Annotated in this window: 20 protein-coding genes; 5 read left to right on the top strand and 15 right to left on the bottom strand. The window is 65.9% G+C overall.

Annotated features, from left to right (window positions below; all coding sequences use genetic code 11):
* Positions 1-147: 147 nt before the first annotated feature.
* Both msrA and msrB read left to right on the top strand, forming a co-directional pair.
* Entirely contained in the window at positions 148-861 is a 714-nt protein-coding gene (gene msrA / locus AC1VV3_RS17710) for a peptide-methionine (S)-S-oxide reductase MsrA (RefSeq protein WP_132265648.1), read from the top strand.
* Positions 858-1,358, top strand: coding sequence for a peptide-methionine (R)-S-oxide reductase MsrB (msrB, locus tag AC1VV3_RS17705; protein WP_482963109.1), 501 nt, complete (start codon positions 858-860; stop codon positions 1,356-1,358). Before msrA ends, msrB begins: the two co-directional genes overlap by 4 nt.
* Before the next feature lie 35 nt (positions 1,359-1,393).
* Here msrB and AC1VV3_RS17700 read toward each other — a convergent pair whose 3' ends face one another.
* From AC1VV3_RS17700 to AC1VV3_RS17645, 12 genes are all read right to left on the bottom strand, one after another.
* Positions 1,394-2,356: a glycosyltransferase family 2 protein gene (locus tag AC1VV3_RS17700; protein WP_482963108.1), complete on the bottom strand. Its 963-nt coding sequence runs from the start codon at positions 2,354-2,356 to the stop codon at positions 1,394-1,396.
* A 48-nt stretch (positions 2,357-2,404) separates the two neighbouring features.
* Positions 2,405-3,394 (bottom strand): phosphoribosyltransferase, encoded by a 990-nt coding sequence (locus AC1VV3_RS17695; RefSeq protein WP_482963107.1) that lies wholly within the window; start codon positions 3,392-3,394, stop codon positions 2,405-2,407.
* Positions 3,395-3,416: 22 nt separating this feature from the next.
* Positions 3,417-4,409 (bottom strand): glycosyltransferase family 4 protein, encoded by a 993-nt coding sequence (locus AC1VV3_RS17690; protein WP_482963106.1) that lies wholly within the window; start codon positions 4,407-4,409, stop codon positions 3,417-3,419.
* A 48-nt stretch (positions 4,410-4,457) separates the two neighbouring features.
* Positions 4,458-5,471 carry a glycosyltransferase family 2 protein gene (locus AC1VV3_RS17685; protein ID WP_482963105.1) on the bottom strand — a complete coding sequence of 338 codons (1,014 nt, stop codon included), beginning with the start codon at positions 5,469-5,471 and terminating at the stop codon, positions 4,458-4,460.
* 32 nt (positions 5,472-5,503) lie between these two features.
* The gene (locus AC1VV3_RS17680; RefSeq protein WP_134095493.1) at positions 5,504-6,418 is read right to left on the bottom strand and encodes a glycosyltransferase family 2 protein; all 915 of its coding nucleotides are present in this window, start codon (positions 6,416-6,418) and stop codon (positions 5,504-5,506) included.
* A 205-nt stretch (positions 6,419-6,623) separates the two neighbouring features.
* Positions 6,624-6,917: a plasmid stabilization protein gene (locus AC1VV3_RS17675; RefSeq protein WP_482963104.1), complete on the bottom strand. Its 294-nt coding sequence runs from the start codon at positions 6,915-6,917 to the stop codon at positions 6,624-6,626.
* A 172-nt stretch (positions 6,918-7,089) separates the two neighbouring features.
* Positions 7,090-7,737 carry a YbhB/YbcL family Raf kinase inhibitor-like protein gene (locus tag AC1VV3_RS17670; protein ID WP_482963103.1) on the bottom strand — a complete coding sequence of 216 codons (648 nt, stop codon included), beginning with the start codon at positions 7,735-7,737 and terminating at the stop codon, positions 7,090-7,092.
* Between the two features lie 70 nt (positions 7,738-7,807).
* Positions 7,808-8,065, bottom strand: a complete 258-nt coding sequence (locus AC1VV3_RS17665; RefSeq protein WP_431568995.1) for a hypothetical protein — start codon at positions 8,063-8,065, stop codon at positions 7,808-7,810.
* A 60-nt stretch (positions 8,066-8,125) separates the two neighbouring features.
* Positions 8,126-8,329, bottom strand: a complete 204-nt coding sequence (locus tag AC1VV3_RS17660) for a hypothetical protein (RefSeq protein WP_482963102.1) — start codon at positions 8,327-8,329, stop codon at positions 8,126-8,128.
* A gap of 83 nt (positions 8,330-8,412) precedes the next feature.
* On the bottom strand, positions 8,413-12,573 hold the full coding sequence (locus AC1VV3_RS17655; RefSeq protein WP_482963101.1) for a bifunctional nitrate reductase/sulfite reductase flavoprotein subunit alpha: 4,161 nt from the start codon (positions 12,571-12,573) through the stop codon (positions 8,413-8,415).
* A gap of 209 nt (positions 12,574-12,782) precedes the next feature.
* Positions 12,783-13,580 (bottom strand): transporter, encoded by a 798-nt coding sequence (locus tag AC1VV3_RS17650; protein ID WP_132265625.1) that lies wholly within the window; start codon positions 13,578-13,580, stop codon positions 12,783-12,785.
* Between the two features lie 82 nt (positions 13,581-13,662).
* Positions 13,663-14,823: a hypothetical protein gene (locus tag AC1VV3_RS17645; protein WP_482963100.1), complete on the bottom strand. Its 1,161-nt coding sequence runs from the start codon at positions 14,821-14,823 to the stop codon at positions 13,663-13,665.
* A gap of 203 nt (positions 14,824-15,026) precedes the next feature.
* On the opposite strand from AC1VV3_RS17645, the gene AC1VV3_RS17640 reads away from it, so the two are divergent.
* The 3 genes from AC1VV3_RS17640 (at position 15,027) to AC1VV3_RS17630 (ending at position 17,549) form a co-directional block, all read left to right on the top strand.
* Positions 15,027-16,094 carry an acyltransferase family protein gene (locus AC1VV3_RS17640; protein WP_482963099.1) on the top strand — a complete coding sequence of 356 codons (1,068 nt, stop codon included), beginning with the start codon at positions 15,027-15,029 and terminating at the stop codon, positions 16,092-16,094.
* 220 nt (positions 16,095-16,314) lie between these two features.
* Positions 16,315-17,055: a LuxR C-terminal-related transcriptional regulator gene (locus tag AC1VV3_RS17635; protein ID WP_482963098.1), complete on the top strand. Its 741-nt coding sequence runs from the start codon at positions 16,315-16,317 to the stop codon at positions 17,053-17,055.
* A 266-nt stretch (positions 17,056-17,321) separates the two neighbouring features.
* Positions 17,322-17,549, top strand: coding sequence for a response regulator transcription factor (locus AC1VV3_RS17630; RefSeq protein WP_031342197.1), 228 nt, complete (start codon positions 17,322-17,324; stop codon positions 17,547-17,549).
* On the opposite strand, the gene AC1VV3_RS17625 is transcribed toward AC1VV3_RS17630, so the two are convergent.
* From AC1VV3_RS17625 to AC1VV3_RS17615, 3 genes are read right to left on the bottom strand one after another with little or no spacing between them, the layout of a single operon-like run.
* Positions 17,515-18,279: a 4'-phosphopantetheinyl transferase family protein gene (locus AC1VV3_RS17625; protein ID WP_482963097.1), complete on the bottom strand. Its 765-nt coding sequence runs from the start codon at positions 18,277-18,279 to the stop codon at positions 17,515-17,517. The genes AC1VV3_RS17630 and AC1VV3_RS17625 overlap by 35 nt on opposite strands.
* Positions 18,276-19,253: a glycosyltransferase family 2 protein gene (locus AC1VV3_RS17620; RefSeq protein WP_482963096.1), complete on the bottom strand. Its 978-nt coding sequence runs from the start codon at positions 19,251-19,253 to the stop codon at positions 18,276-18,278. The genes AC1VV3_RS17625 and AC1VV3_RS17620 overlap by 4 nt, the downstream gene beginning before the upstream one ends.
* Positions 19,250-25,690: a type I polyketide synthase gene (locus AC1VV3_RS17615; RefSeq protein ID WP_482963095.1), complete on the bottom strand. Its 6,441-nt coding sequence runs from the start codon at positions 25,688-25,690 to the stop codon at positions 19,250-19,252. Before AC1VV3_RS17615 ends, AC1VV3_RS17620 begins: the two co-directional genes overlap by 4 nt.
* Between the last annotated feature and the right edge of the window lie 3 nt (positions 25,691-25,693).

Here is a 25,693-nt window from a genome sequence, read left to right as displayed (position 1 = left end):
CTCCGCCATGGCCGAAAGAAGGGATCAGATCGCCCCTCAGCATGAACGCAAGCTGTCCAAACGGCAAAGCACGAATATTCCGTTCGGGGTGCATCCGTCCGGCTTCCTGGCGCGTACTATGAGGGCCAAGGCTGTGGAAAGCTCGACATGCAACCGATAATCGGCAAGCGCCTTTTGATGATCGCCGGCCTCGCGACCGTGCTGGGAGCATCGCTCCATGGGCAGTGGGAACAGGCCGTGGCCGTGCCTGCGCAGGCAAGGCCTGCCGTGCCCGCCCCGCTCGTAGACACCCCCAACCCCGCGCGCAGCGAAACCGCCGTACTGGCCGGAGGCTGCTTCTGGGGCGTGCAGGGCGTGTTCCAGCATGTGAAGGGCGTGAGCAGCGCCGTGGCAGGCTACTCCGGCGGAGCCTCCGGGACCGCGCGCTATGACAGCGTGTCGGGCGGCAATACCGGCCATGCCGAAGCCGTGAAGATCACTTTCGATCCCCGGCAGGTCAGCTACGGCACCTTGCTCAGGATCTACTTCACGGTCGTGGCCGACCCCACGACGCGCGACTACCAGGGCCCGGATCACGGGACCCAGTATCGCACCGCCCTCTTCCCCCAGAGCCCGCGCCAGCGCGACATAGCCCAACGCTATGTTGCGCAGCTTGGGCAGGCCGGTGTCTGGAAACGCCCGATCGTCACCCGGATCGAACCGTTCAAGGGCTTTTACCCGGCCGAGAGCTACCATCAGGACTTTCTGACCCGCCATCCTGAATCGAGCTATATCCGCATCAACGACCAGCCCAAGGTCGACGCCTTGAGGCAGGCGTTCCCACGTTCCTATCGGAACAATGCCGTGCTGGTCCGGCCATGACGAACCTTGGCATCAGGGAGGCTCGGCGCGCATTCCTGGCGAAGTGCGGCATGGCAGCGGTCGCCGCCGTGATCTGCGACTTCTCCGTCTTAACGCCGCGCGCCGATGCGGCGAACTGGAACCTTCCGGACGCGGAATGGCGGCGTCGGCTTTCGCCGCAGGCTTATGCCGTCCTTCGCCAGGCCTCCACCGAACGCGCCTATTCCAGTCCGCTCTTGAAAGAGCACCGGAAGGGGCAGTTCGCTTGCGGAGGCTGCGCATTGCCGCTCTACGCGTCCAATACCAAGTTCGAGAGCGGCACGGGCTGGCCAAGTTTCTGGGACCACCTGCCCGGCGCGGTCAATCTGCGCCGGGACGGCAGCCTCGGCATGGTTCGCACCGAAGTCCGCTGTGCCCGGTGCCTGGGCCATCTGGGCCACTTATTCGATGACGGCCCGCGTCCCACCGGCAAGCGCTATTGCATGAACGGCGCAGCCCTGACGTTCAAGCCGGCCTAGCGCCGATACCGGCCTTGCGAAGGCCGGTATCGCGTTCAGATCCCCGCCGCGGAATTGTTGCCCCCGCCGCCGGTCCGGAACACGCGCGAGCGCGACACGAAGCGCCAGAGAGCGCGCGGATGGCGCAAGGCCAGCGACAGGAACTCCCCCCACTGCCCCGTCCGGCGTAGCTCGCCAAGGCGGTGGGCATCGGCATAGAGCACTTGCCATTGCCGCCCTTGCCGCAGGGCCGCCATCGTGGAAGGCGGCGTGCTGGCGGCGTAGTCCGAGATCAGCCCGTCCATGATATCGACGCGGGTCTGCGGCGTGAAACGGGTTCGGGTTCCCTGCGAGCGGGCACCGCTCACTTGCCCGAGCTGGGTGGTATAGACATAGTACGCCCGGCGATCGAGGAACCCGCGCGCGCCGGAAAGCAGGCACCGGGCGTAAAGATCGAAGTCCTCTGCGAAGCGCAGGCTTTCCGAATAGCGCAGAGCCTTTTCCATGATGAAGCTGCGCCGCATCATCGGCTTGAGGAACCCGAATTTCAGCGGAGAACCGGGCCGTTCGGCATCGATCAGTTCGGCAATCGTCACCGTCGAAATGCCCTCCTTCTCGAACGAGCATCCCGTTTCCCGGCGTTCCTGATCGTCGTAATAGATCAGCCCGTCGAAGACGAGGTCGGCGGCGCGCTCGTCTCCCAGGGCGGTCAGGCTGGCGAGGCGGGCGGGCTTGAAGGCATCGTCGGCATCCAGGATCGCCAGCCAGTCGCCCAGGCTTTCCCGGATCCCGATATTGCGCGCGACGCTGGGCCCGCCGTTCTTCACCGTCTGCAGGCAGCGCACGCGCGGATCGCGGCGCGACCATTCCTGCAGCCGGGCACGGGTGTCGTCGGTCGAGCAATCGTCGATGGCCAGGAGTTCCCAGTCCTGCAGCGTCTGGTCCAGCAGGCTGCCGATCGCGCGGTCGAGAAAGGTGGCCGCATTGTAGCAGGGCATGATGACTGAAACCTGGGGCATGAAACCTCCACTTGGGCAGGTGCGAAAGGGACGCGGGCTCGGCCGGGCCTAGCGGCGCAGGCTTCGCTTGATCTTCGCGATCGTCCGGTCTCCGAGAATGCCGAAAGCTACCGCCCGCACCAGTCGTTTCGCGGCACCGCCGCTGCTTTCGCCGCGCCGGATATAGCTGCGCCGCGCCGCCGTGGCGTTGCCGGGCCAGACCATGCGCTGGCCTTCGATGCTCAGTACCGGCCGCTCACTGAGCTGGGCAATCTCCTGCGCCTGCTTGTCCTCGCTCTCCACGAACAGCCCGGCACCGGTCTTGATGTAGACCGAGGCCTTGAAACTGGCATGGGCACGCTGGCGGCGCCGTTCCTCCGCCGATGGCAGATCCAGCATCCAGAGGTTTTCGTACTTCACTCCGTTGGCCGCGAGCCATTGCTCGGTCTCGGGACGGTATTTCTCCAGCCTGCTGGTCACGAGATGCTTGATCGGCACATTGGCCCGCAGGAGCGGCTTGGCCGTCAGCAGGAAATCGCGGTATTTCTCGCCATCGTCGTTCTGGGAGCTGTGCGGATCGTGGCAGAGGATACCGTCGATGTCGAAACAGGCATCGGCCAGTCGCTTGTGCCGCATCAGGTTCCACTCGAAGATGCGCGGCGACGGTACGGCCTCGAAGATCAGATCGGCATCCTCATGGGCGGCGCGGGTGCCATATACGGCAAGGTAGGTTGCCGGAACTTGCGGTGCCGCGGCCTGCACCCGCTCGCGCACCGCGCGCATCGATTCGCCCGAGGCGATGCTGTCGTCCACGATCAGCACCCGCCGCGGCCGGACTTTCTCGTCAATCGTCTCACGCGCCGTTCGTCCGACGGTGGGCGTGCGCCCCTCAAGATAGCTTTCCAGGTCGAGCAATGGCTTGTGCAGCTGAACCGCCAGAAGATTGGCCGGCAGCAATCCGCTGCGAGGGACGCCCACGATCAGGTCGACGTCTTCCGGAATGGCGTGGGCGTTGAAGAACACGGTCTCCGCCAGGTCTGCGAACGAGCGATATTCCATGTCGTCTTCCTCGAATTGGCGGTCAGGTCGGCGCATCGGGTTGGAGGTAGAAGGCCTGCACTTGCGCGCGTACCTCTTCGCTGAGCAGGCTCTCCGCGGTGGACCGCGCGGCTTGGCCGAGCGACTGCCGCAGCGCAGGATCATCCTTCAACCGCATGAGCAGTTCGAAGGCCTCTTCCGTCGTGTCGAACAGCAGGCCGTTGCGGCCGTGATCGATCACGGAGGATGCGCCCGAAGTGCGATCGGTCACCACCGGCAGGCCGCTGGCCATGGCCTCGATGATCACGCGTCCCCAGGGTTCGGGCCACTCCGGAGCGGTCCGGTAGAAGAAACAGTCGAGGCCCTGCAGGAATACCGGCGCCTTCACGCTGCCGATCGCGCGCATGTGAACCTGTTCGGGGGCGAGGCCAGCGGCCTGCATTTCAGCGGTTGCGCCCAGAACGTCGATCTCGTAGCCCTGCTCCGCGAGGCGGGCATAAAGCGCCATGTCTTCCGGGTGGTGCTTTTCGGGCGCATCGCGGCTCAAGCGGCCGATACGGAAGCTGTCCCGCCCTGTCCTGTCGGTAGGGGCGAAGGCATCGAGGTCCACCAGCGAAGGCTCCACGATGCCGCGATAGGGGACTTGCGCCGCCAGTTCCTTGGAGCAGAACACGATCTCGGGCTCGATCCCGCAGGTCTTGCGGATGAGATCGACCCTGGCTGCAAGGCGTTCGGCATCGGGCGTGTTGTAGGTGAGGATCACCCGCCTGGGCCGGGCGAGCCGGATCCAGTGGCTGATGTTGAAATAGACCCCGACGAAAACCAGCGTGCCCCCGCGCGGAAATGACAGGCGGCGCGTATCGATTTTCGCCAGGCTGATGCCCGAGAACGCCTCGGACGGGGCTTCCCGGAAATGCCATATCTTGACGTCGGCCGAAGGCTGGAGCTGCCGGTAAAGGCTGACCGTCCGCCATTCGCTGCCGCCCGAAGGGTTGAGCATGGGGTTCACCAGATGGACTTGCGGCTTCCGGCTCATCGCAGCGCGATCCGCATGGGAACAGGCATGGTCATCTCCTCATCCCGCCTAGGCCCTGGCCGACAGTTTCTTGAGGCGTACCCCGAGCAGCGCCAGCGGATGGCCGAGCGGCGAGGACAGGCCCAGCAGGACCGCGAACTGGAACGGATTGTACCAGGGCTTGAAGTGCTTCCAGCTGGCCCGCCGCACCCGCTGGCTCTTGGCGGTGCGCAGCGCATATTGGAAGGTTTCGCGATTGGCCAGGCGAACCAGCAGGTTCCGCGTCGCCGGCGGCTCGCTCTGCTCCATGGTCATGATCGTCTCGATCATGCAGTGGCAGACGTTGTCGTGAGACAGGGACGTCACCATGTTCTGGGAGTCCTTGAAGTAGATCGCCGTCGGCACCGGATTCACGCAGGTGCCGCCCTGCCGCGCGAGCCGCAGCCACAGGTCCTTGTCGCCCCCGCGCCGGCAGCGCTTGTCGGGGAAAAGCCCCGCCTCGATCAGCGCCGTCCGCCTCGCCGCAATGGCCGAGGTCCAGACCGGGCATTCCCCGCAATCCAGCCAGGCGCTCACGAAATCCGCAAAGGAGAGCACTCTCTCCCGCCCGCCCGAGCGCCGGTAGACGTCTGCGATCGTTCTGCCGCCGGGATGGATCTCGTCATAGCCGGTGCCGAACAGGACGGTGTCCTGCGGGGAACTGCGGATCATGCGGTCCAGCGTTTCCAGGTGGGCGTCATCCCACTCGTCATCGGCGTCGAGAAAGGCGATGAAGTCGGATTGTGCCGTACGGATACCGAGATTGCGCGCCGCATAGCCTCCCGGTCCCGGCCGATCCCGGCTCAGGACCTGCACGCCGTCATAGCTGCGCGCGATCTGCGGACCATCGTCCTTCGATACGTCGTCCACCACGATGATCTCGGCCGGCTGCACCGTCTGACGCAGGACGGAATCGAGGGCGCGCGCAATATGCGGGCCCTTGTTATGCAATGGAATGACGACACAAATAGACGTCACGCGACCATCCCGTCCTTGTTGTGGAGCCTCTGTTAGGCTTGGCGTCGAAAGGCGATCAATGACCATAAATGGCTAGCGCGGCTCCCATCGGGGCAGCCCTAGCCGGCCGGCGCCGGATGGGCGGCTGCATCCCTGCTCACCGCTACCGGCATGCGCAGGGGATTGCCGAAATCCCGCACGAGAGAGGCGATCTGAAGGTCGTTTTCCCGCTGGTTGTGATCGTAGAGACGCTCCTTCTGCGAAGACCACCAGGCCGTCTGGTCGAAGCGCCCGCCCACTTTCCTGTAGGCCGTCCCAGCACGCCTGGCGCACCAGTAGAACCACAAATCGTCCGCAGAAGGAGCATAGCGCTCGAACAGGTCCTGCCGGATGGCATCGGGATGAAGTGCGTGAGGCGGGTAGAGAATGCCGCCGATGCCGGTGGGCATCAGGTCGACGCTGGGGCGCCGTGCGCGGGCGTCCTGAACGTCCCATTCCCAATCGTGATAAGGCACCAGGCCGCCGCCTTCCTGCGCAGCGAGGCGGTGCGCGCGGTGGCAGGTAATCACCGGATCGCCGCCGCGCTGCCCCTCGACCAGATCGGTGAGCCAGTCCGGCCGGTAGAACACGTCGTCGTCGGCCGTCGCGACATAGGCCGCTGGGAAGGCGGGCAGCGCGAAAATCAGTTTCTTGTAGCTGCGGGCATCGCTGACGATCCGCATCTCGATACCCTGGCGCAGCAATTCCCGCGTCTTGCCGGGAAGCGCTGCGTCATCGCCCTTGGCAATCCACAGGACGATCCGGTCAGGCGCCGTGTCCTGCCGCAGGAGACTTCGCAAGGTAAGATGCAGGGTGGCGTAGCGCGCCGGATAGGAGGTGAGCGAGACGATCAATTCGCCCGGCAGGCCATGAGGTTTCGGCGCACCGGCAGGAAACGCCCTGGCAATCTGCCTATACTGCGCCTCGCTCCAGAGCCGGGTCGCCACCGGCCGTGGCAGCAGCCTGTTCACGATGCGCTTTGCTAGGCCGCTCAAGGGTCTTTTCCCGGATAATTGGCAATCCGTGGACGAACTTAGGCGAAGTCACCGAGACCCGCCATTATACTATAGAGATCGTCCAGCGCCCGCCTCCGAAGGCGCGCTCGCCCTTTGTGCCCGGCAAGCAGCAACAAGGGTTAGTGTGGATTCTGAAAGGATTAGAGCGGGGCGTGTCGGCGTAGATCCTTCAGCCCGCAGCGCTTCAGCCGTTCCCGTTCCGCCTGCGGGTTTGCCAGCCTTTGCGCGCGGCAGCGGAGCGCTGTTCCGGCGAACCGGACTTGTGCGCCTTGCCCCCGCGCGATGACGAGGCGTGGGTGTCGGGCTTGCCGCGACCGGAGCCCGACTTGTTGCCGCCGCCCGATTCCTTGTTCACGGTAGCCCAGGCGCGCCGTTCTGCTTCCTTGTGGCTGACCCCGCGATCTTCGTAGCCTTCCTCGATATGTTCGGCCTTGCGCTTCTGCTTGTCGGTGTAGCTGCTCTTGTCACCTTGCGGCATGACATTCTCCGGATGCTGGGGCGCCGTGCTGCGCCAGTCTCTGAGAACAACGGCGACGCCCCTTATGCGTATCCCGAATTTGGCCGGTGACACGCAGTTCCCGGAGCAGCATCAGATGCGCGACGGGCGCGCTCCCCTCTCGGAGAGCGCGCCCGCTTCGGTTCTACAGGCGTCAGGCGGCCTGTATACCCGGAGTGCCAGCCATCACTGGCGCTTCGGCAGCATCCTCCACCCGGGCCGGCTCATCGCGCGAATAGTTCCCAACGAGCATCCCGGCGGCAAGCACACGGCCGCTGATCGCACTGACCACTTCCGACCGTCCGGGATTGTCATCCACGTCGATCACCTCGGAAAGCGCGAAGAGCTGGAAGACATAATCATGCAGCCCATGACCCGGCGGCGGGTCTGGCGGAAGCCAGCCTTCCAGGAAATAGCTGTTACGCCCCACATCGCGGCCGTCGGGGCCTCCGATACCGTCGGCGACGATTTCCCCTTCCGCCAGACGGCGTTCCGTGGGCGGGAGGTTCCAAACCAGCGCGTGGACCAGCGGATTGGCCGCCGGGGCGTCCGGATCCTCGACCAGCAGCACCAGGCTGACCGTTCCCTCCGGAACATCCCCCCAGACCAGCGGGGGAGAAACCCCTTCGCCATCGGCGGTGAAACGCAGGGGAAGCCGTGTGCCGTTGGCGAAGGCCGGGCTGGACAGGTCGATGAACCCGGCGCCGCGCGTTACTTCCTCCTGGACGATGGCGAGCTTGGAATGGCCTGCCCGCACGTTGGTCATCAGCGCGCCGAGCCAGCGGGGAACATGTTCGAGCATATCATCTCCAGAGTTCGCGGGAAGCGCCATAGGGCGCTTCCCCTTAGTCAGTCGCTGTTATCGCCGGCTGTTATTCGGAGTCGCTTTCGTCGTCGTCATCGTACTCCTCGGCGGGCTCGTCGTCTTCGTCGGGATCCACGAAATCGAGCGGGTCAAGGCCGAGTTCCGCGGCCACTTCCAGCCGCGTCGCCACAACAACGACTTCGTCGCCATCGTCCAGTTCGATGATGGTCGTCTCGTCCTCGCGGCCTTCGGAAATGTTGACCACGTCGGCCGGATCGACCTCGATCTCGTCACCGTCGGGGGTTTCAAACTTCGCAATCGGCATGATGCACTCCTTGTCGAGAGAACCACCGAACTCGCCATTCGCTCGCTGGTTCCAGCAGGCTCAGGAAGCGAGTTCGGGCCAGTCCACTGCCAAGTGGCCACGGCGGGCATCGCGGCGGGAGAGCATCCACACGAGGAAGGCCCGCGCCTTTTCGCTGACCGGCTCGGGAATGAGGGTTTCCCCGGCGCAGAGCACGACGAGTTCCGATGGCGGGATATCCGGAGATGCCTCGTCAAGCCGCGGTCGGAATTCCCTTGCTGTCATCACTGCTCTCCACACGCTTGCCAAGGCAACGCGCGGGGTCCGGCAGAGGTTTCCGCCTCCGGGCGGCCACCTTTCAATAGCGCTCAGTAGACATCGCGGAGGTACCGCCGATCCTCGCGCATCTGGGCGACATAGTCCTCGGCCGCGTCGGGCTTCATTCCGCCATGCGTGGCAACGATGCGACGAAGCGCGAGGTCGACGTCCTTGGCCATGCGCCCCGCATCGCCGCAGACATAGAAGTTGGCGCCGCCCTCTATCCAGCGCCACAGCTCCGCACCTTCTTCCACCATGCGATCCTGCACGTAGATCTTCTCGGCCTGGTCGCGGGAGAACGCCAGGCTCAGCCGGTCGAGATGGCCAGAGCGGCGCCAGGCGTCGATCTCCTCCCGGTAGTAGAAATCGGTCGCTTCGTGCTGCTCTCCGAAGAACAGCCAGTTGCTGCCGGTCGCACCGGTTGCCAGACGGTCATGCAGGAAACCCCGGAAAGGCGCGATCCCTGTGCCCGGACCGACCATGATGGCGGCGCGCGAGGGATCGGCAGGCGGCCGGAAGTGCGCCGAGGATTGCAGGAACAGGCCCGCCCCCAGCTCTTCCGCCCGGTCCGCCATGAACGCCGAGCAAACCCCGCCGCGCCGCCGCCCCTTGTTGGCGTAGCGCAGCACGGAAACGGTCAACTGCACTTCATCGGGCTGGGCATGAGGGCTGGAGGCGATGGAATAGAACCGCGGCTGGATCGGCCGCATGACTTTCATGAGATCGCTGAGCGTCAGGCGCGCGCCGGTCTCATGCAGCACGTCGGCGATCTGGTGTTCGCGAAGGAAGCGATCGTATTCGGGCTTCCTCTCGGGATCGAGCAGCGGCACGAAAGCCGCTTCGGGCAAGCGCTCGGCAACGAGTTCCAGAATGTTACGCGTGGGCTTGGCGATGTCCCAGTGCCGCAGGAGCGCTTCGTAGAGCGGCACGTCCCCAACATCCTTGACAGTTACCAAGCTATCGGGCGCAAGTTCTAGTAAATCCAGAATTTCCGTAGCCAGAGCGGGACAATTGACAGGCCACACGCCCAGCGCGTCCCCGGCTTTGTAGGCGAAGTCATGGCCCGTCAGGTCGAACCCGAACTGGCGTACTTCCTTCGCCGCGCCAAGGCCGCTCAGCACGGAGTTGCGCACCATGCAGGTGCGCAGGGGTGCTTTCCGGCTATAGGGAGCGCCGGGTCCGCTCACTATGGGCGCTGCTGCAGGAACGGCGGGTGATGGTACAGACGGGACATCCGCAAGCATGGCGCCGATGACCGTTTCCAGCCACTGGCCGGCCACTTCCTCGTAGTCCGGCTCGCAGTCCGCACGGGCGGCGATCCGCTGCGCGCCCAGTTCCTCCAGTTTCGCATCCAGCTTACGGCCAAACCCGCAGAACTGGTCGTAGCTCGAGTCCCCGAAGGCCAGGACCGAGTAGCGCAGCGCGTCCAGCCCGGCCGGCGCCCCGGCTTCCAGCGCCGACCAGAAGGTGCCGCCGTTGTCGGGCGCATCTCCGTCTCCGAACGTGCTGGCGATGATGAGCGCCCTTCCCGCCTCGGCCAGTTCGGCGGGTTTCACGCTGTCGAGCGAGGCCAGGCGCACCCGGCACGATCTGGCCTCCAGCTTCCGGGCGCATTGTTCCGCGAACCCTTCCGCAGTCCCGGTCTGCGAGGCCCAGAGCACCATGACGTGCGAGGCCGGCATCGCGCCCGCCGTGTCGGAAACGAGCCCCGGGGAACCGGCAATCTCGTCACCGGCCAGCGGCACCCGTGCGAACAGGCCCGCTAGCAGGCCATTGACGTAGTGCAGCTTGCCGCCTTCGAGCGGCGCTCCGGGGGGAAGAAGGGGCATGGCATGAGCCGGTTCGCTTGCGCGAAGGCCGGTCATGAAGCCGCTCAGATAGCCTTCCTCTGCCGCCGTGAGAACGGGCGGAACCCCCGGTGACAGCCCCATGACCTGCGCGAAAGCATCGATGGCGGCCGCCTGCGACGGCAGAAGGCGCGGGGCGGCGGGAATGGCCGCGGAATAGGACTTCGTCATGTCTTCCGGTGCCGCAATCGAGGGAGCCTGCTCGACCGGCCCCGACAGCCGGGTGAGCGCCACGGCCGAGAACTTGAATTCCGGCTGCAGCGAGATCGGGTCCACGGCGTCGTTGGTCACGGCATTGACGCAGAGATCCTCGCCGAAAACGTCGTTCCAGTGGAAGGGCGCGAAGCAGTTTCCGGGGCGGACCCGGTCCGTCACCACGGCGGGCAGCACGGCCCGTCCCCGGCGCGAAGCCAGTTCCACCTTGTCCCCCTCGCCGATATCGAGGGCGGCGGCATCTTCGGGGTGGATTTCCAGGAAGGGACCGGGATTGAGCTTGTTCAGCGTCGGCACTTTGCCGGTCTTGGTCAGGGTGTGCCACTGGTGCTGGAGACGGCCGGTGTTAAGCACCAATGGGAAATCGGCATCCGGCATCTCGGCCGGGTCCATGTGCGGGCGCGGCAGGAAGTGCGCCTTGCCGCTCTCGGTCGGAAAAGCGATGGCGGGACGGCTGCCGTCGGTCTCGATCCGGGGGGACTGGCTCACGCCGTCGTTGATGTAGCGGATCGGATTGCGATCGTTCCCTGCTTCGGGCGGACAAGGCCACTGCATCGGCGTTTCGCGCAGGCGGTCGTAGCTGGCGCCGCGAATGTCATAGCCGGTCCGTGGGTTCCAGAAGGCCCGGATTTCCTCGAAGACATCGGCAGCCGAGCCATAAGTGAAGGCCCGGGCATAGCCCATTTCGCAAGCGACGCGGGCGATGATCTCCCAATCCGCCATCGCCTCTCCGGGAGGATCGACGGCTTTCTGCATCAGGGTGAGGTTGCGCTCCGAATTGATCATCACCCCTTCTGCCTCGGCCCAGAGCGCACCGGGCAGGATCAGGTCGGCATGGCGGTTGGTCTCGGTATCGACGAAGACATCCTGCGCGATCACGAGTTCGGCGGCTTCGAGCCCGGCAACCACCGTCTTGCGGTTCGACACGCTGGCCACGGGATTGGTACAGATGATCCAGCATGCCTTGATCCGGCCGGCGGTCATGTCCTCGAACATGGAAACCGTGCCTGCTCCAGCCTCCACCCGCAGCGTGCCGCGCGGAATGTCCCAGGCATCCTCCACGAAATGCCGGTCCGCCTCGCTGGGGGTGGCGCGCTGGCCCGGAAGACCGGGCCCCATGTAGCCCATCTCGCGACCGCCCATGGCGTTGGGCTGGCCCGTCAGCGAGAACGGCCCGGCGCCCGGGCGGCAGATTGCGCCGGTCGCCAGGTGCAAATTGCAGATCGCATTGGTGTTCCAGGTGCCGTGAGTGCTCTGGTTGAGGCCCATGGTCCAGCAGGACATCCATGCTCCCGCTGTCCCGATCCACTGCGCGGCCTGGCGCAAGTCCGCTTCGGCAATCCCCGTCAGCGCTGCAACCGTCGCAGGGGGATAATCGGAGAGGAACGCCGCCATGGCGTCCCAGCCCTCGGTATGCGCGGCGATGAACGCCGGGTCGATGTGACCCTGCTCGGCGATCAGATGGAGCAGCCCGTTCAGCAAGGCGAGATCGGTGCCCGGTCGCACCTGCAGGAACAGATCGGCTTTGTCCGCCGTGGCATTCCGGCGCGGATCGACGACGATCAGCTTTGCCCCGGCCTTCACCCGGTCCATCATCCGCAGGAACAGGATCGGGTGGCAGTCTGCCATGTTGGCCCCGATCACGAAGAACAGGTCCGCCTTGTCGAAGTCCTCATAGGATCCGGGAGGCCCGTCCGCGCCGATGGAAAGCTTGTAGCCGCTGGCCGCGCTCGCCATGCAGAGGCGCGAATTGCTTTCGATGTTGTTGGTGCCGATGAAGCCCTTGCAGAGCTTGTTGGCAAGATATTGCGCCTCCAGCGACATCTGGCCGGAGACGTAGAAAGAGACCGCATCCGGCCCGTCACGATCGATGATCGCGCGCAGGCCCTGCGCCGTTCGCGTGATCGCCTCTGCCATCGGGATCGCGCCCTGGTCGCGGCTGCCCTCGATGCGGGCATAGGCGGTTTCCGCCCTGCCGGGGGCGGTTACCGGGACGTGGCAACTGCTGCCCTTGGTGCAGAGCCGGCCGAAATTGGTCGGATGGCTCTTGTCGCCCGACACCTTGACGATGCGCCCATCCGCCACTTCCATCACGATGCCGCAACCGACGCCGCAGTAGGGGCATGCGCTCTTGACCTTGCTGCTAGCCACGTCTTCCCCAAACGAAAAAACGCCACCGGCCGGAACCCTGTTCGGGGTTCGACCGATGGCGTCGTTGCCTTGTTAGCCAGCCCTTGCGGACTGCTGGAGAGAACCCCGCGCCTTTGCGGGTCTCACTCCGATTTGACCGTTATCTTGCCGTAAGGACCCGGCGGCTGCAAGCCCCTGTTTCGCAGTGCAGCATGGAGCGCTGCCGCTCGTCAGAACCTGCGGGAGATGCCCATGTAGATTTCGAGATCGTCGGCATCGCGGTCCAGGCCCGCGTTGGCGCCAAGGTCGATCTGAAAGCGATCGGAAGTCTGCCATCCCAGCGACAGGCCCGAGAGATGCTCGGAGTGATGCTCGCCCGGCTCCCGGACGGTGCGGTACTGATACTCGGCCGTGGCGGTCAGAGCATCGCTCAGCTTGGCCGCCACACCGACGACGTCTCCGAATGCGAAGTGGCGGCCATGCCCGTCCTCGTTCACGTCGGCGTCGAATTCGGGAACCATCTCCAGCGAAATTGCGGACGTCACTTCGTAAGAGAGCGGGATGCGCAATCCAGCGCCCCAGTCACCCGCGCCGATCGGCTCGCGCCCCGTGGGCAGCGACACGAAAGGCATGACGGCGGCCGAGAAGCCTGACCCGTCAGGATTGGCAAGATTGCGCCGCAGGGCGAGCGTCAGGTCGCCGGTGCCGCTGCGATGTTCGACCTCGCCCGTCGTCCGGTCGCGGCTGCGCGAAAAGCCCAGGCTGGTCCAGCCGACCTGGACCTCCGCATGATCGGCAATGCCCATGCGCAGCAGGAAATCGCCGACCACGAACACATCCTCGCGCTGCGTGGAATCACGGTTGAGCGTCCAGTCGCCAAGGCCGGTTTCCAGCGAGAAGCGGCCCGCGTCCATGGTGCAAGCCGGGGTGCCGATGCCGGGGCGATCGGGGCAATAGTCACGGCCCTGAGCGGCGGCCATCGTCGGGGCGGCCATCAGGGCAACGAACAGGAGAGCGCGAAATTTCATAACAGCCCTTATAGACGACTGCCGTGCAAATCGTCCGCTGCGGGCGCTTGTTCCCGCGCGCTTCCGGCCGGGTGACGATTGATCAGCGGGTGTAGCGTCCGCGTCCCAGTTCGTCCGGCAGCAGCGCGTCCCCGTCGATACGAAGCGTCATCCGTTCGAAGGGTGGGTCCATGATCTGTTCGATATCGATGGAAAACCGCACCACGCCCGAGCGGACCGGCGGAACAGGCACGTCGATGTCTCGGCCCGGAACGTAGGGTGCGCTCAGGGTGGCGGAGACGAGGTCTGCGGACGGCCCCTCAGGCACCAGGGTCAGGCCTTCCCCGGCGGTGGTCACTTCGCTCTCCCGGCCGTCCGCGAACCGGAGCGCCACCCGCACACCGCGCGCATCGTTACCGGACTTGGGGTCGATCACCAAGACGGCCAGGCCGCCCTGCCATTGGTCGGGCGACTGCTCATCGACGGCAACCGGCTCGGGCATTCGGCACATATCGGGCAGCACCGGGTCGGGGAGATCCGGGCGGGACCTTCCGGCGGCGCTCGCCGTGCGTTCGGCCCTGTCGCGCGCCTCCTGCCAGGCCAGCGTTACCTGCCGCGCATCCTGCGCCGCATCGTCGGCGACAGGCGTGCCGGCCGACAGGATACGGCTTGCCGCTTCCTCCATGCGCGCCCGGGCCTCCTCTGCCGCAGTCAACGCGGCATCCGCTGCCGCATCGCGCTCTGACTGCGGCACCTGCACCTGACTGCCCGGCGCTTCGACCGTTTCGACGACCGGCTCGGCGGCGGCGATGGAATCGACCAGGAAAGGGCAGCGCGCCTCCACCGCATCTTCTGCCGTAGCGCGGTCGCGCGCCAGTCGCTCCTGCTCGGCCAGCGCCGACCAGGGCTGGGTGTCCAGATAGGCGAACAGCGGCCGATCCCGCACCGGCCGGTCGGCTGACAGGACGATTTCGGCGCCATCCCGGCGCCAGGTCCCGTGCGCGAACTGGTCCAGCGCGCCAACCGAGATGTACCATTCGAACGTACCGTTGCGGCGCAGGAGCATTTCGGACCCTGTCTCCATGACGCCCGACAGATAGTAATGCCCGGCGAAGTCCGTATCGACGCCTGCCCCGATCCTGCCGCTTTCGTCAGCCCTGGAAGTCGGCGCTTCGGCTTCCGGGACATTCCGATCCTGCGCTCCGGCAGGCACGATCGGTGTCGTCAGGGCCAGTCCGGCAGCAATAAGGAAACGAGTCCGCATTCGGCGATGTTTACCGCAGCGACTTGGCCCGACAACCACAAACTCCCGCGCGCAGCGGCGAGAACGTGGCACGAACGTGGCAAGAACTCAGGGGGCGATAGCCCGGATTACCCGCGCGGCTATCCGATAGGACAATGCCGAAAGGCAGTGCGAATAACCGGGTAGCGGATGCAATGATGACGCCAGCAGCGGAAATCAGGCCGATGACGGGCATACGCGGCGCCGCCGCGCTGTTCGTGATGCTCTATCATTTCCACCTCAAGATGATCGCCACCGGACCGCTTTCGACCATGCTGCTGCATGGCTATCTGGCGGTGGACCTGTTCTTCATCCTGAGCGGCTTCGTCATGGCCCATGTCTATGGCCAGGCGCTGGAAGCCGGGACATTTCGCCAGCGCAGCTTTCTCCTCCACCGCCTGGCGCGGGTCTATCCGCTCTATCTCCTGGCCACGCTGACATGCCTGGTTCTGGCGCTGGGTCGCAGCGGCAGTCCGGGCGCGCCGCTGTCCGCGCTGGCCGCCAATCTCGTGATGCTGCAAGCGCTCGGCAACTGGCCCAGCATGGACCCGCCCGCATGGTCGGTGAGCACCGAGATGGTGGCCTACCTTCTGTTCCCCGTGATCGCGATGGCCTGCTTGCGGTCGAGCCGCCGGACCGCGCTCATCACGGGCGCCGCCGCCTTGCTGGCCGTGCTGGCGATGACATTCGCCGCAAGCCGGCACTATATCGGCGCACCTGTCGCGAAAGGCGAACTCGACTTGTTCTTCTCGCCTTACACCCTTGTGCGGTGCCTGGCCGGTTTCACCATCGGGCAATTGCTCCACCGGCTCTACCGCAACGGCGTTCTCAATCAGGTGCTGTCAGGCAATCTCATCCAGTGCGCGGTCCTGCTGATGGTACTGGCGACGATGGCGCAGGCGCTCTCGGACTTTCCCGCCTATCTGGCATTGATCGCGTTGATTGCGACCCTGGCGCAGGACCGCGGCGTGATGAAACGGCTCTTCGCCTCGCCGCCGTTCATGCTGCTGGGTAAAGTGTCCTTCGGCATCTACCTCCTGCATTTCCCGTCCATCGGCCTTGTGGAGCGTCTGCGGACTGCCGCGCTGCACCGGGGCCTGAGCGCCGATGCCAGCGACTGGATCGCCTCGCTCACGGCCTGCGCCATGGTGATCGCGCTCGCCTGGGTGTTGCACCGGGGGTTCGAAAGCCCGCTGCGCCGCATGATCCGGCGTCTCGAAGCGCGTCCGGCAACGCCGGCTCTGGCGAGATGAGCCGGGCGTCAGCGCATGGTGAGAATTACCCTCCCCAAAAGGAGGAACTGTCAAAATCGGCCTGTTCGCACTAGGTTCATCTAAGAATTAGCGAACGAGGCTTAGCACTCGTATTTTCCGGGTTCTGTTGGGCGGAACGGATCTTCTCGGACCTCAAGCATCTTCCCAGGATGCGACCAAGACGAGAGGCCTGCGAACGATCATGACGACGGGTACATCGGTGGTGGTCTCGGTGGCCATCAGGAATTCGCTGATACGGGAAGGGGTTCGGCGAATTCTTTCGGACTCCGGGTTCGATCTGGCGGAGTCGGTCGACGCTCTGGAGCGCTTGTCGCCGCGCAGCGAAACAGAAGCCGCGCATGTGATCGTGGTAGGCGGCTCCCTGCTGGGCGACGAGGGCGCTGCCGTCATCGCCGATGTCCTCCACCATTTCCCGAACGCGCGCGTGGTCGCGCTCGTCTCCTCTTTCGATTTCAACGAAATGGCCGCAATCTACGCCGCCGGAGCTTACGCTTATTTCCTCGACCAAGTGCCCTATCAATCGCTCGTGGCGATGATGCAGATGGTGGCCGTCGGCCAGAGGGTGGCCCCGCCGGAGATTATCGCCCTGCTCGACAACCTGCTGCTCATCACGGAATTTCCCGCGCAGCAACGCACCGCGCAAGGGTACGATCTCAGCGACCGGGAATGGGACGTGCTGGGCGCCCTGGAGCGCGGGCTGCCCAACAAGACGATCTCGCGCGATATCGGCATCAGTGAATCGGCCGTAAAGGCGACGGTCAAGTCCTTGCTTAAAAAGCTTTCCGTGAGCAACCGGACGCAGGCTGCCGTGCTGGCGCGCGAACTGGCCAACCAGGGGCGTGCCCGGATGATCTGCGGCCGCCAGATCGCCAGCGCCCTGCCCGGCCTTCCCCACCACCTCAACGGCGAAAGCACGCGGCGCGACATCCTGCAGTCGTGATCCCGGCACGCGATCGCTTGCTATGTGCAATCGTGAACATAACTCTCCCGGATTATACGAATGAGTATCCGGTCGAATCGGGATAGTCCCCACGCTCATGCGATCGTCCCTGGACCCGGTTTAAATCCAAACGGCCGCCCCCCGTCGCCAAAATATAGCGTGACTCGAATCTTCGCCAATGCAACATTTGCCATTGAGGCTCGGTAAAAGTCTCAATGGAAGGTAGGGGGGTTCGATAATCATCATCGAAATGTAGGGGGAAATTCATGTACAGATTTGACAATGAAGCTGTGCAACTTACCGCTCGTGAATTGGATGTCTTACGCTTTGTGGCCATGGGACGGTCTGCAAAGGAAACGGCGATCGAGCTTAACATTGCGCCCTGCACGGTCGAACGGCATGTCGAAAACGTGCGCCTCAAGACCAGAACACGTAATCGTGCGCATATGATCGCTCATGTCATCCGCGAAGGGCTCCTGCAGCTCCACCAATAACGGAGCCTGCAGGAACAAGCCGATGGTTCCGATCAGACCGGCTCATCCGGATGCATCGGGCCCAGGCGACCAGCAGGTCGTCCTTCAGGTCGTAGACGTGACTTTCCACAGGAGAGCCGTCGATTTCAACGAGAGCTGACCCCGGGTCAACGTCGCAATCGAATGACGAAGGTGCTATGGCAAGACCGCGTCCCAGCGCCTTCACGCAGGCTTCCTTGCGTACCCACACCGTCAGGAACGCGCGGCTGTAGCTGGACGCGTCCTTATCGGAAAGCCGCTGCCGCTCGCGCGCGGTGCAATGGAGATCGGCCAGTTCGGCCGCTTCCGCAATCGGCCGCAGGCGCTCCGCATCGACGCCGATGTCATGGTTCCACGACCAGCCCACAACGATACTTTCGCCGCTGTAGCTGAGACTGCACTTTGCCTCCGGGGTATTCGTCAGCAGCGGCTTGCCATGAGCATTGGCTTCGTAAGACTGGCGCCCGGCCGGGATGCCGGTCCAATATTGGCCCAGCAAGCGCAAGGCTCCATGCGCGACACGGTAGCGGTTGGCGAGTTCGGGAAAGCGGAACCGTGCTGCACGGGCCTGTTCCTCGTCGGAGAGGCAGGCTGCGAGCCGAGGATCGACGCGGGCCGGAACCGTGATCCGCCAGAGGCCGAATGGCGCTGAAAGCCTCACGGCCGCAAGCCCCAGCGAACGCGCATCTCTTTCCCAGCCAGTTCCGTTCATCTGCGGCGCGGGAAGAAGGCACTGTGCCGCGCGAAATCGGCCAGGAGTCGCGGCGGGTCCAGGCTCTGCTCCCGGCGCAAGGCCTGTTTGGCCAGAAACACCGAATGGGATGCCATCCAGGCGAGATCGGCGAGGAGCGCATAGATGCCGCCGTGGTTCTTGCGAAAATAGCGGCGACGGGATTCGAACCAATATGCCGGCAGCCGCCGCGGCTTTGCCTGCGGGTCGGTAATCCCGGTGCTCTGGCCGGAGATGTGAAGCACGCAGGCCTCCGGCAGATACCAGCACTCCCACCCTTGCCCGCGGACCGTGCGGCACAAGTCCGTTTCCTCGTAGTAGAGAAAATAACCCTCGTCGAAGCGCAGGCCCTCCCACAGCAGGGCGGGCCGGATGGCGAGGCTGGCGCCGCTGACCCAATCCGCGCGTTCCGGCCGGTCCCCCATCCTTCGCAGCAGGGCGTGGCGCGCCAGCAGACGGGAACTGGCCTTCCATCGTAGCCCCCGCTCGATCTCGCCCAGGATCGAGGGAAACCGGAAGGCAAAAGGCCAGGGACTTCCATCGGCTTCGAGCAGCGCCGTTCCGACCAGCCCGGCCGCCGGCGTGCTCGCCATGAAACGCGCCAGCGCGCGCGCCGCGCCGGGCATGACGCGGGTGTCGGGATTGAGCAGCCAGACCAGATCCGCCGGTCTTTCCTGCGCCAGGGCAAGGTCGATCCCCTGGTTGTTGCCCGCCCCGAAGCCGCCATTGACCGGGGAGCGGACGACGCGCGCCCAATTCCAGTCCTGCTGCAGGAGGGCGGCCTCTATCGCGTCGGCCGATCCGTCGCGGGAATCGTTGTCGATCACGAAGGCCCTCAGCTGCAGCCCTTCTCCCGCTTCGGCCGCCAGGCTTTCCAGGCACGAGACGACCAGTTGCGCCGTCCGGTAGTTCACGATGACCACGTCGATGGCGTGGAACGGCGGGTAGTCGCTCATTCGGCCGCGACCCCGATGAGGTCCTGGGCCATTGGTTCGAAAGAGGCCAGCGCGGCATCGAGCGCGTCCTGGAACAAGGGAGCAAGGCGCTCGACGTAAGGTTCCTGGAGGTTGCTGCTGTGTCCGCCCGGAATGTCGACGATCACGATTTCATCGCGTACGCGCTTGCCCCAACCGAGCGCATAGTCGCGGTATGTCAGGCTGTAGGGCGTGTCGTCGACCAGTCCGGTATCGTCGCCGGCCTTGAACAGGGCCACGGTGCCGCCCTCGAAGATCCCGGCAGGACGATGCTCCTTATGAGCGACTTCATAGAGCTTGAGGAAGGGGATCGATGCCGGTCCGCCCGGCTCGCTCGCTCCCGCCGTGTGCGCACGCATCGTCCGCACCGTGCGGCGATCCTCGGCCTGCCGCAGGCGGGAGCCGACCTCCCAGCGCGCAGCGTTCCAGGCCCGCCGTCCGACGTCCGGCAGCACGCCCAGGGCTCCCGTCCGCGTCACGAGGCCGCGCAGGCGGGCAAGACGCAACCGGGTGGTGAGGAACCGGAACTTGCGCGCTTCCACGTCGGCGGCATCGATAATGCCCACGAAGGCCACCTGCTCCCCGCTATCCTGGAGCTGACGGGCCATTTCGAAGGCAATGACACCGCCCGCGCAGAGCCCGGCGAGAAGATAGGGCCCGGCGGGCTGCACCGTGCGCAGCCTGGCCACGTAATATGCCGCCATCTCGTCGATCCGGGTATGGGCATAGGAGCCGTCACTGCGCCGTAGCGGCTCCATGCCCACGACGTCACGGCTCCTGTCCAGTCTGAGCGCCAGTCCGCGATAGAGCAAAGTCTCGCCCAGCCCGTCATGAACGAAGAACAGCGGAGTGCGCGCGCCGCCCTTGCGGATGGTGACGAGGCCGACCGACGCCTGATCGGCATTCGCCGCCTCGGCCGGTCGATCTGCCAGGCTGCCCGGATCGACGATCGCCGCCAGATTGGCGACGGTCGGCTGTCCCAGCATCGCCGCCAGGGGCAGCGTCTTGCCGGTGCGCTTGCGCAGGCGATTGGTGAACTGGACGGCCAGCAGCGAATGGCCGCCCATGTCGAAGAAGTTGTCGTTTCGCCCGATCGCGGGCACGCCCAGAAGATCGCACCACAAGTCCGCGATGACCCGCTCGGTTTCGGTTCGCGGAGCGTCGGCGGGATCGCAGGCCACCCCGGGTGCGGCGGGCTTCGGCGGCTGCCGCAGGGCCGCGAGCACTGCGTGGAGATCGTAGGGCGAAATCACCAGATGCGGCCGCCCTGTCCCCGACAGCAGGCGCGAGACGATTTCCGCGCCTTCTTCGGGACGGATGCCCATTCGCGGTCCGGGCTCGGGAACACCTGCCGCATCGACGGAGCCTGACGAAGACGGCGCAGCGGAAAGGTTCATCGCCGTGCGGATCATCGTGAAGTCGCTGGCCTCCGCCAGCACCCTTCCATCGGGATCGGTGATCGTGACATCGAACACGGCCGTCTGGCCGCCGTCGTTCGCGTTCGGACGATGGCGCACATGGCTGACGATCCGCGCCGGCAGCGGTGCATGGAGCACCAGTCGGCGATAAGTGAAAGGCGCAAGGAAATCGCGCTCGGGGTCGCGTCCGGGAATCAGCGACTGCGCGCCCGCCGTCGCGAAGTCGAGCATGGCGGGGTGCAGCAGGATCTGTTCCAGCTCGCCTTCGAAGGCGGCCGGCAAGTCGATATGGAGCAGCGCTTCGCCGTGTCCGATCAACGTCTTCGAAAGGTTCTGCCAGCGCGGCCCGAAGCGGAGACGGGGCTGGTCTTCGCTGCCGCCCCGGCCCGGCCGACACCGAGCCGCGATGGCATCGAGGTCCAGCGTGGCGCGGAGCGGTGCTGCTGCATGACTGCTGACGGTCCCCCGGGCATGCTCCGTCCACGCCCCGCGATCCCCAGCAGAGCGACCGAGCACGGCGACCCGCCAGCCCTCCTCACCCGTGGGGCCATCCTCCTTGCGCACATGAACCCTGAGATCGCGCGCTTCGCCGTCGGCAACGGAGAAAGGTTCGAGAAACGTGAAATCGCTCAGCTCCAGCGGCCCCGGCTCGACCATGGCCACCGCGGCACGGGACAGCTCCAGGTAAGCCGTGCCCGGCAGCAAGGCGCCTGCCGATTGCTGCTCGCGGATCATCCGGTGCTCATCCAGCACCCAGTGTTGTTCGGGCGAGAGCGTTCCGGCCAGCACGAACTCGCCGTGCGAGAGGGAATGCGCCCGCGTCAGGAAGGGGTGCGCGAAAGGACGACCCTTGCCGAGATCGCCTGCGAGCGCGGTTCCGACGCCCTGCCCCGGCCCCTGCCGTCCGCCCTGCGCGGCCGCCATGCCCACTTCGGCCCATTGGCTCCAACCGGCAGATACCACGCGCGTGACCGGATCGTGCCGCCGCGACTGGGCATAGGCATCGAGGAAAGCATTGGCCGCGGCATAATCGGTCTGCCCCGGCAGCCCGGCAAAGGCACTGATCGACGAGAACAGCATCAGGAATTCGGGAGGCCGCCCCGCCATGGCCTGCTCGAGGGCCAGAGTGCCCGCGATCTTCGGCCGCAGCACGGCCTCCATGGCCGAGCGGCTGCGCGTCTCGACCAGTTCGTCATCCAGCGCGCCCGCCGTGTGAAAGACGCCGGATATCCTGCCGAACCGGGCTTCGACGCGGCGGACGGCACGGCGCAGAGCCCGCAGATCGGCGACATCGGCAACCACGAGTTCGACTTGCGCGCCTGCCGCCTCAAGGGCCACGATCTGCCGCAGCTTGTCTTCCACGGCCAGTGGCAGATCACCCGCCTCCAGCAAGGCGCTCCAGCGCGCGCGTTCGGGCAAGGCGGTGCGGGAGAGCAACGCGATGTTCGGCGTGCAAGTCCGCGCGAGGTGGTGCGCGATGGTCAGGCCGATGCCGCCGAGACCACCGGTAATGAGATAGGTTCCGCCTTGCGCGAGCCAGCAGCCGGCGCCCCCTGTGGACGCGTCGGAAGAAGCGGCGCGATGGCCCAGCACCCACCGCTCGCCCGCTCGAAAGGCTACGTCCCGGCCCTCTGCCGACACCGGCTCGCGGATCAGCGCGTCGACAGTTCCTTCCAGCGCCAGGGCGTGCTGCGTTGCGGGCTCGATATCCACGGCGCGGAACAACAAGCCGGGATACTCGGTGGCGAGGCTTCTGCGCGCGCCGAGCGCCGTGGCCTTGATCGGCGCGACATCGCGGTCTCCGGCGATGCGCTGTGCGTGATCGGTGATCAGCAGGATTTCCACGTCGGCGCCGTCGCAAGCCGCGGCAAGCTCCGGCGCCATCGCCGCGAGCGCGAAAAGACCGTGATCCAGCAGTGCATCGTGGGGGTCGCCGGTCTCCCCGGTCACCAGCCAGGCGTGATAGATCCGGCCGGGCAGCAGGCTGCGTTCCGCAAGGGCCGCGAACAGCCAGTTCCAGTCCTCGCGGTGTGAAGGACGAACGACGAAATCCTCGACATCGCGTTCCGCCCGGCGCCGACCGGCGCGCACGGTCACGACATCGACGCCCGCGCCGCGCAGCCGCGCGACCAGACGGTCGGACAGGCCGCGATCGTCGCAAAGCACCATTGCCGGCTGTTTCGCAGGTTCGCGGTAGGGAGCGTCCTCCCGCGCCCAGACCGGCTCGTAGATCCAGTCCGCAAGCTCCATCCGCGTATCGGGATCGGCCTCGGCCAGATCGTGAGCCCCGGCGCTGCCCATAGCAGCGGACGGCTCGATCCAGTGGCGCTGCCGGTCGAAGCGGTATGTCGGCAGCGGCAGGCGCAAGCGGCGCTCCCCGCTCCAGAAGGCGGTCCAGTCCACCGCGACGCCCAGCGACCACAACTCGCCCAACGCCTGCAGGAAGCGGGCGTCGTCAGGGATGTCCTGGTCGGGGTGACGCATCGAATTGACGACCGGCTGCAAGGCTCCGCGTCCCGGATGCTGCCGCGCCAGGCTCGTGATCGACCGGCCGGGGCCGACTTCCAGAAGAACCCGCTGGGGATCGCTCAGCAGGCATTGCAGACCGTCAGTGAAGCGCACCGGTTCGCGCAAGTGGCGGACCCAGTACCCGGGATCGGTCGCTTCGGCCGCCTGCACCCAGTCGCCGGTGAGATTGGAGGCGAAGGGAATGCGCGGCGCGTGGAAGGTGATCGCCGCCAGCATAGTGCGGAACGCGGGCAGGATCGGATCGAGCATGGGCGAATGCGCGGCGACCGTGATCGGGATTGGCTGGGCTTCGATTTCGCGCGCGGCCAGCGTCTCGCGAAACTGCGCGATCGCCGGTGCCGCGCCGGAGACGACGCATAGGCGCGGACCGTTGATCGTCGCGATCGACAAGTCGGGCGGCAAGAGCGGCGCCAGTTCCTCTTCCGCCATCGCGACGCCGAGCATGGCTCCAGCGCCGGTCTGCTCGAACAGCATGCCGCGCGCCTGGACGATGCGCAGTCCGCTTTCGAGGTCGATCACCCCGGAAATGTGCGCCGCCGCGTACTCGCCGCAGCTGTGGCCGATCATCGCGGCCGGCTCGACGCCCAGCGAGATCCAGAGCCGGGCGAGTGCGGTCTGGACGATGAACAGCGCGGGCAAGGCGAGCGAGGGCCGCTCCAGCTCGGCGGCGGCATTCGCGCGGTCGGCCTCGCTGGGGAAGAGCCAGCGGCGCAGCGCGTTCGGGCCGATCCGGTCCAGCAGGTCCAGGCCGCGCTCGACCTGAGCGCGAAATAGCGGCTCGCTTTCGTAGAGTCCGCGCGCCATGTCGACATGCTGGGGGCCGCCGCCGCAGAACAGGAAGGCCACGCTCCGGCCGGGAATTGCGGCCCCCTGGCTCTTGGACTCGGCCGCTGCGGTCAGCGCCGCCGCCATAGCCTCGGGCGCCTCACCGGCGGCCACGGCGAAACCGCGCATGGGCAGCTCACGCCGTCCGGTGCTCAGAGTAAACGCCGCGTCGGCCAGAGAAATATCCGGCCTTGCGGTGACATGCCCGGCCAGCGCCGTGAGGTTCGCGGCCAGCGCCGCTTCGCTCTGGCCCGAGGATATCAGCAACTGGTGGCGGCGGCCCGGCGTGCCTTCCCTGCGCAGCGGCGCTTCTTCCATCACGACATGAGCGTTGGTCCCGCCCACGCCGAGTGAACTGACCCCGGCGCGACGGGGGCTGTTATCGCGCCGGGGCCAGGCTTCCCGCGAATCCTGGATGCGCAGCGGGCTCGTAGCGAATGCGCAGTCAGGATTGGGCGCCTCGAAATGAGGCACTGCGGGAAGTTCCTCGTGACGCATCGCCAGCGCCACCTTGATGACCCCGGCAGCACCCGCTGCCGTGTCGGTATGACCGATATTGGCCTTGACCGAGCCGAGCCCACAGGGCCTTGTTCGGGGGGCGGATTGCCGGAAGACTTGCGTGAGCGCGGCCACTTCGATGGGATCGCCAATAGGCGTGCCGGTGCCATGAGCTTCCACGTAGTCGACCTCGGAGGGATCGACACCGGAGACCGCCAGCGCCTCCGCAATCACAGCGGCCTGACCTTCGACGCCCGGCGCGAGATAGCCCACTTTGCCGCTTCCGTCGTTGTTGATCGCCGATCCGCGCAGCACCGCGTGGATATGGTCGCCGCTTTCGATGGCGTCGGCCAGGCGGCGCAGGGCCAGTATGGCGACGCCGCTGCCGAACACTGTCCCTTGCGAGCCGGCATCGAAAGGCCGGCACTTTCCGTCGGGTGAGAGAATTTCCCCGGGCTCATAGAGATAGCCCTGGCGGTGCGGCAGTTCGATCGAGACCCCGCCCGCCAGCGCCATGTCGCATTCGCCGGCGAGCAGGCTCTGCGCGGCCATGTGGATCGCCACCAGCGAAGTCGAGCACGCGGTCTGGACATTGATGCTCGGCCCCTTGAGGTCGAGCAGATAGGAGGCGCGGGTCGTCAGGAAGTCCTTGTCGTTCCCGGTGTGGCGCAGCAGGAACAGGCCGGTGTCCCGCACCAACCGCCGGTTGCCGAGCAGGTTGTACGGCATGTAGGCGTTGTGCCCCGACCCCGCGAAGACGCCGATCACCCCGCCGAAGCCCTGGGGCGTGTGCCCGGCATCTTCCAGCGCCTCCCACGAGCATTCGAGGAAATGCCGGTGCTGCGGGTCCATGATCGCGGCGTCGCGCTGGCTGAGACCGAACAGCGCGGCGTCGAAGCATTCCATGTCTTCCAGCGGGGCCCCGCGCCGGACATAGTGGGGATTGCGCAGGCGTGCGGGACTGACACCGGCCGCGATCAGTTCGTCCTCGCTGAAGGTCTCGATCCCCTCGCGCCCCTGACGCAGCATGTCCCAGAACGCGTCCGGGCTTCGTGCGCCCGCAAATCGGCAGGCCATGCCGACGATGGCGATGGAGCTGGCGTCAGGCGCGCCGTCGCGGTCTTCGAAAGAACCGAATGCCTGGTCCATCGT

Source organism: Novosphingobium sp. BL-S-34, from assembly GCF_056857015.1.
This window is presented reverse-complemented; position numbering and strand designations above follow the sequence as displayed.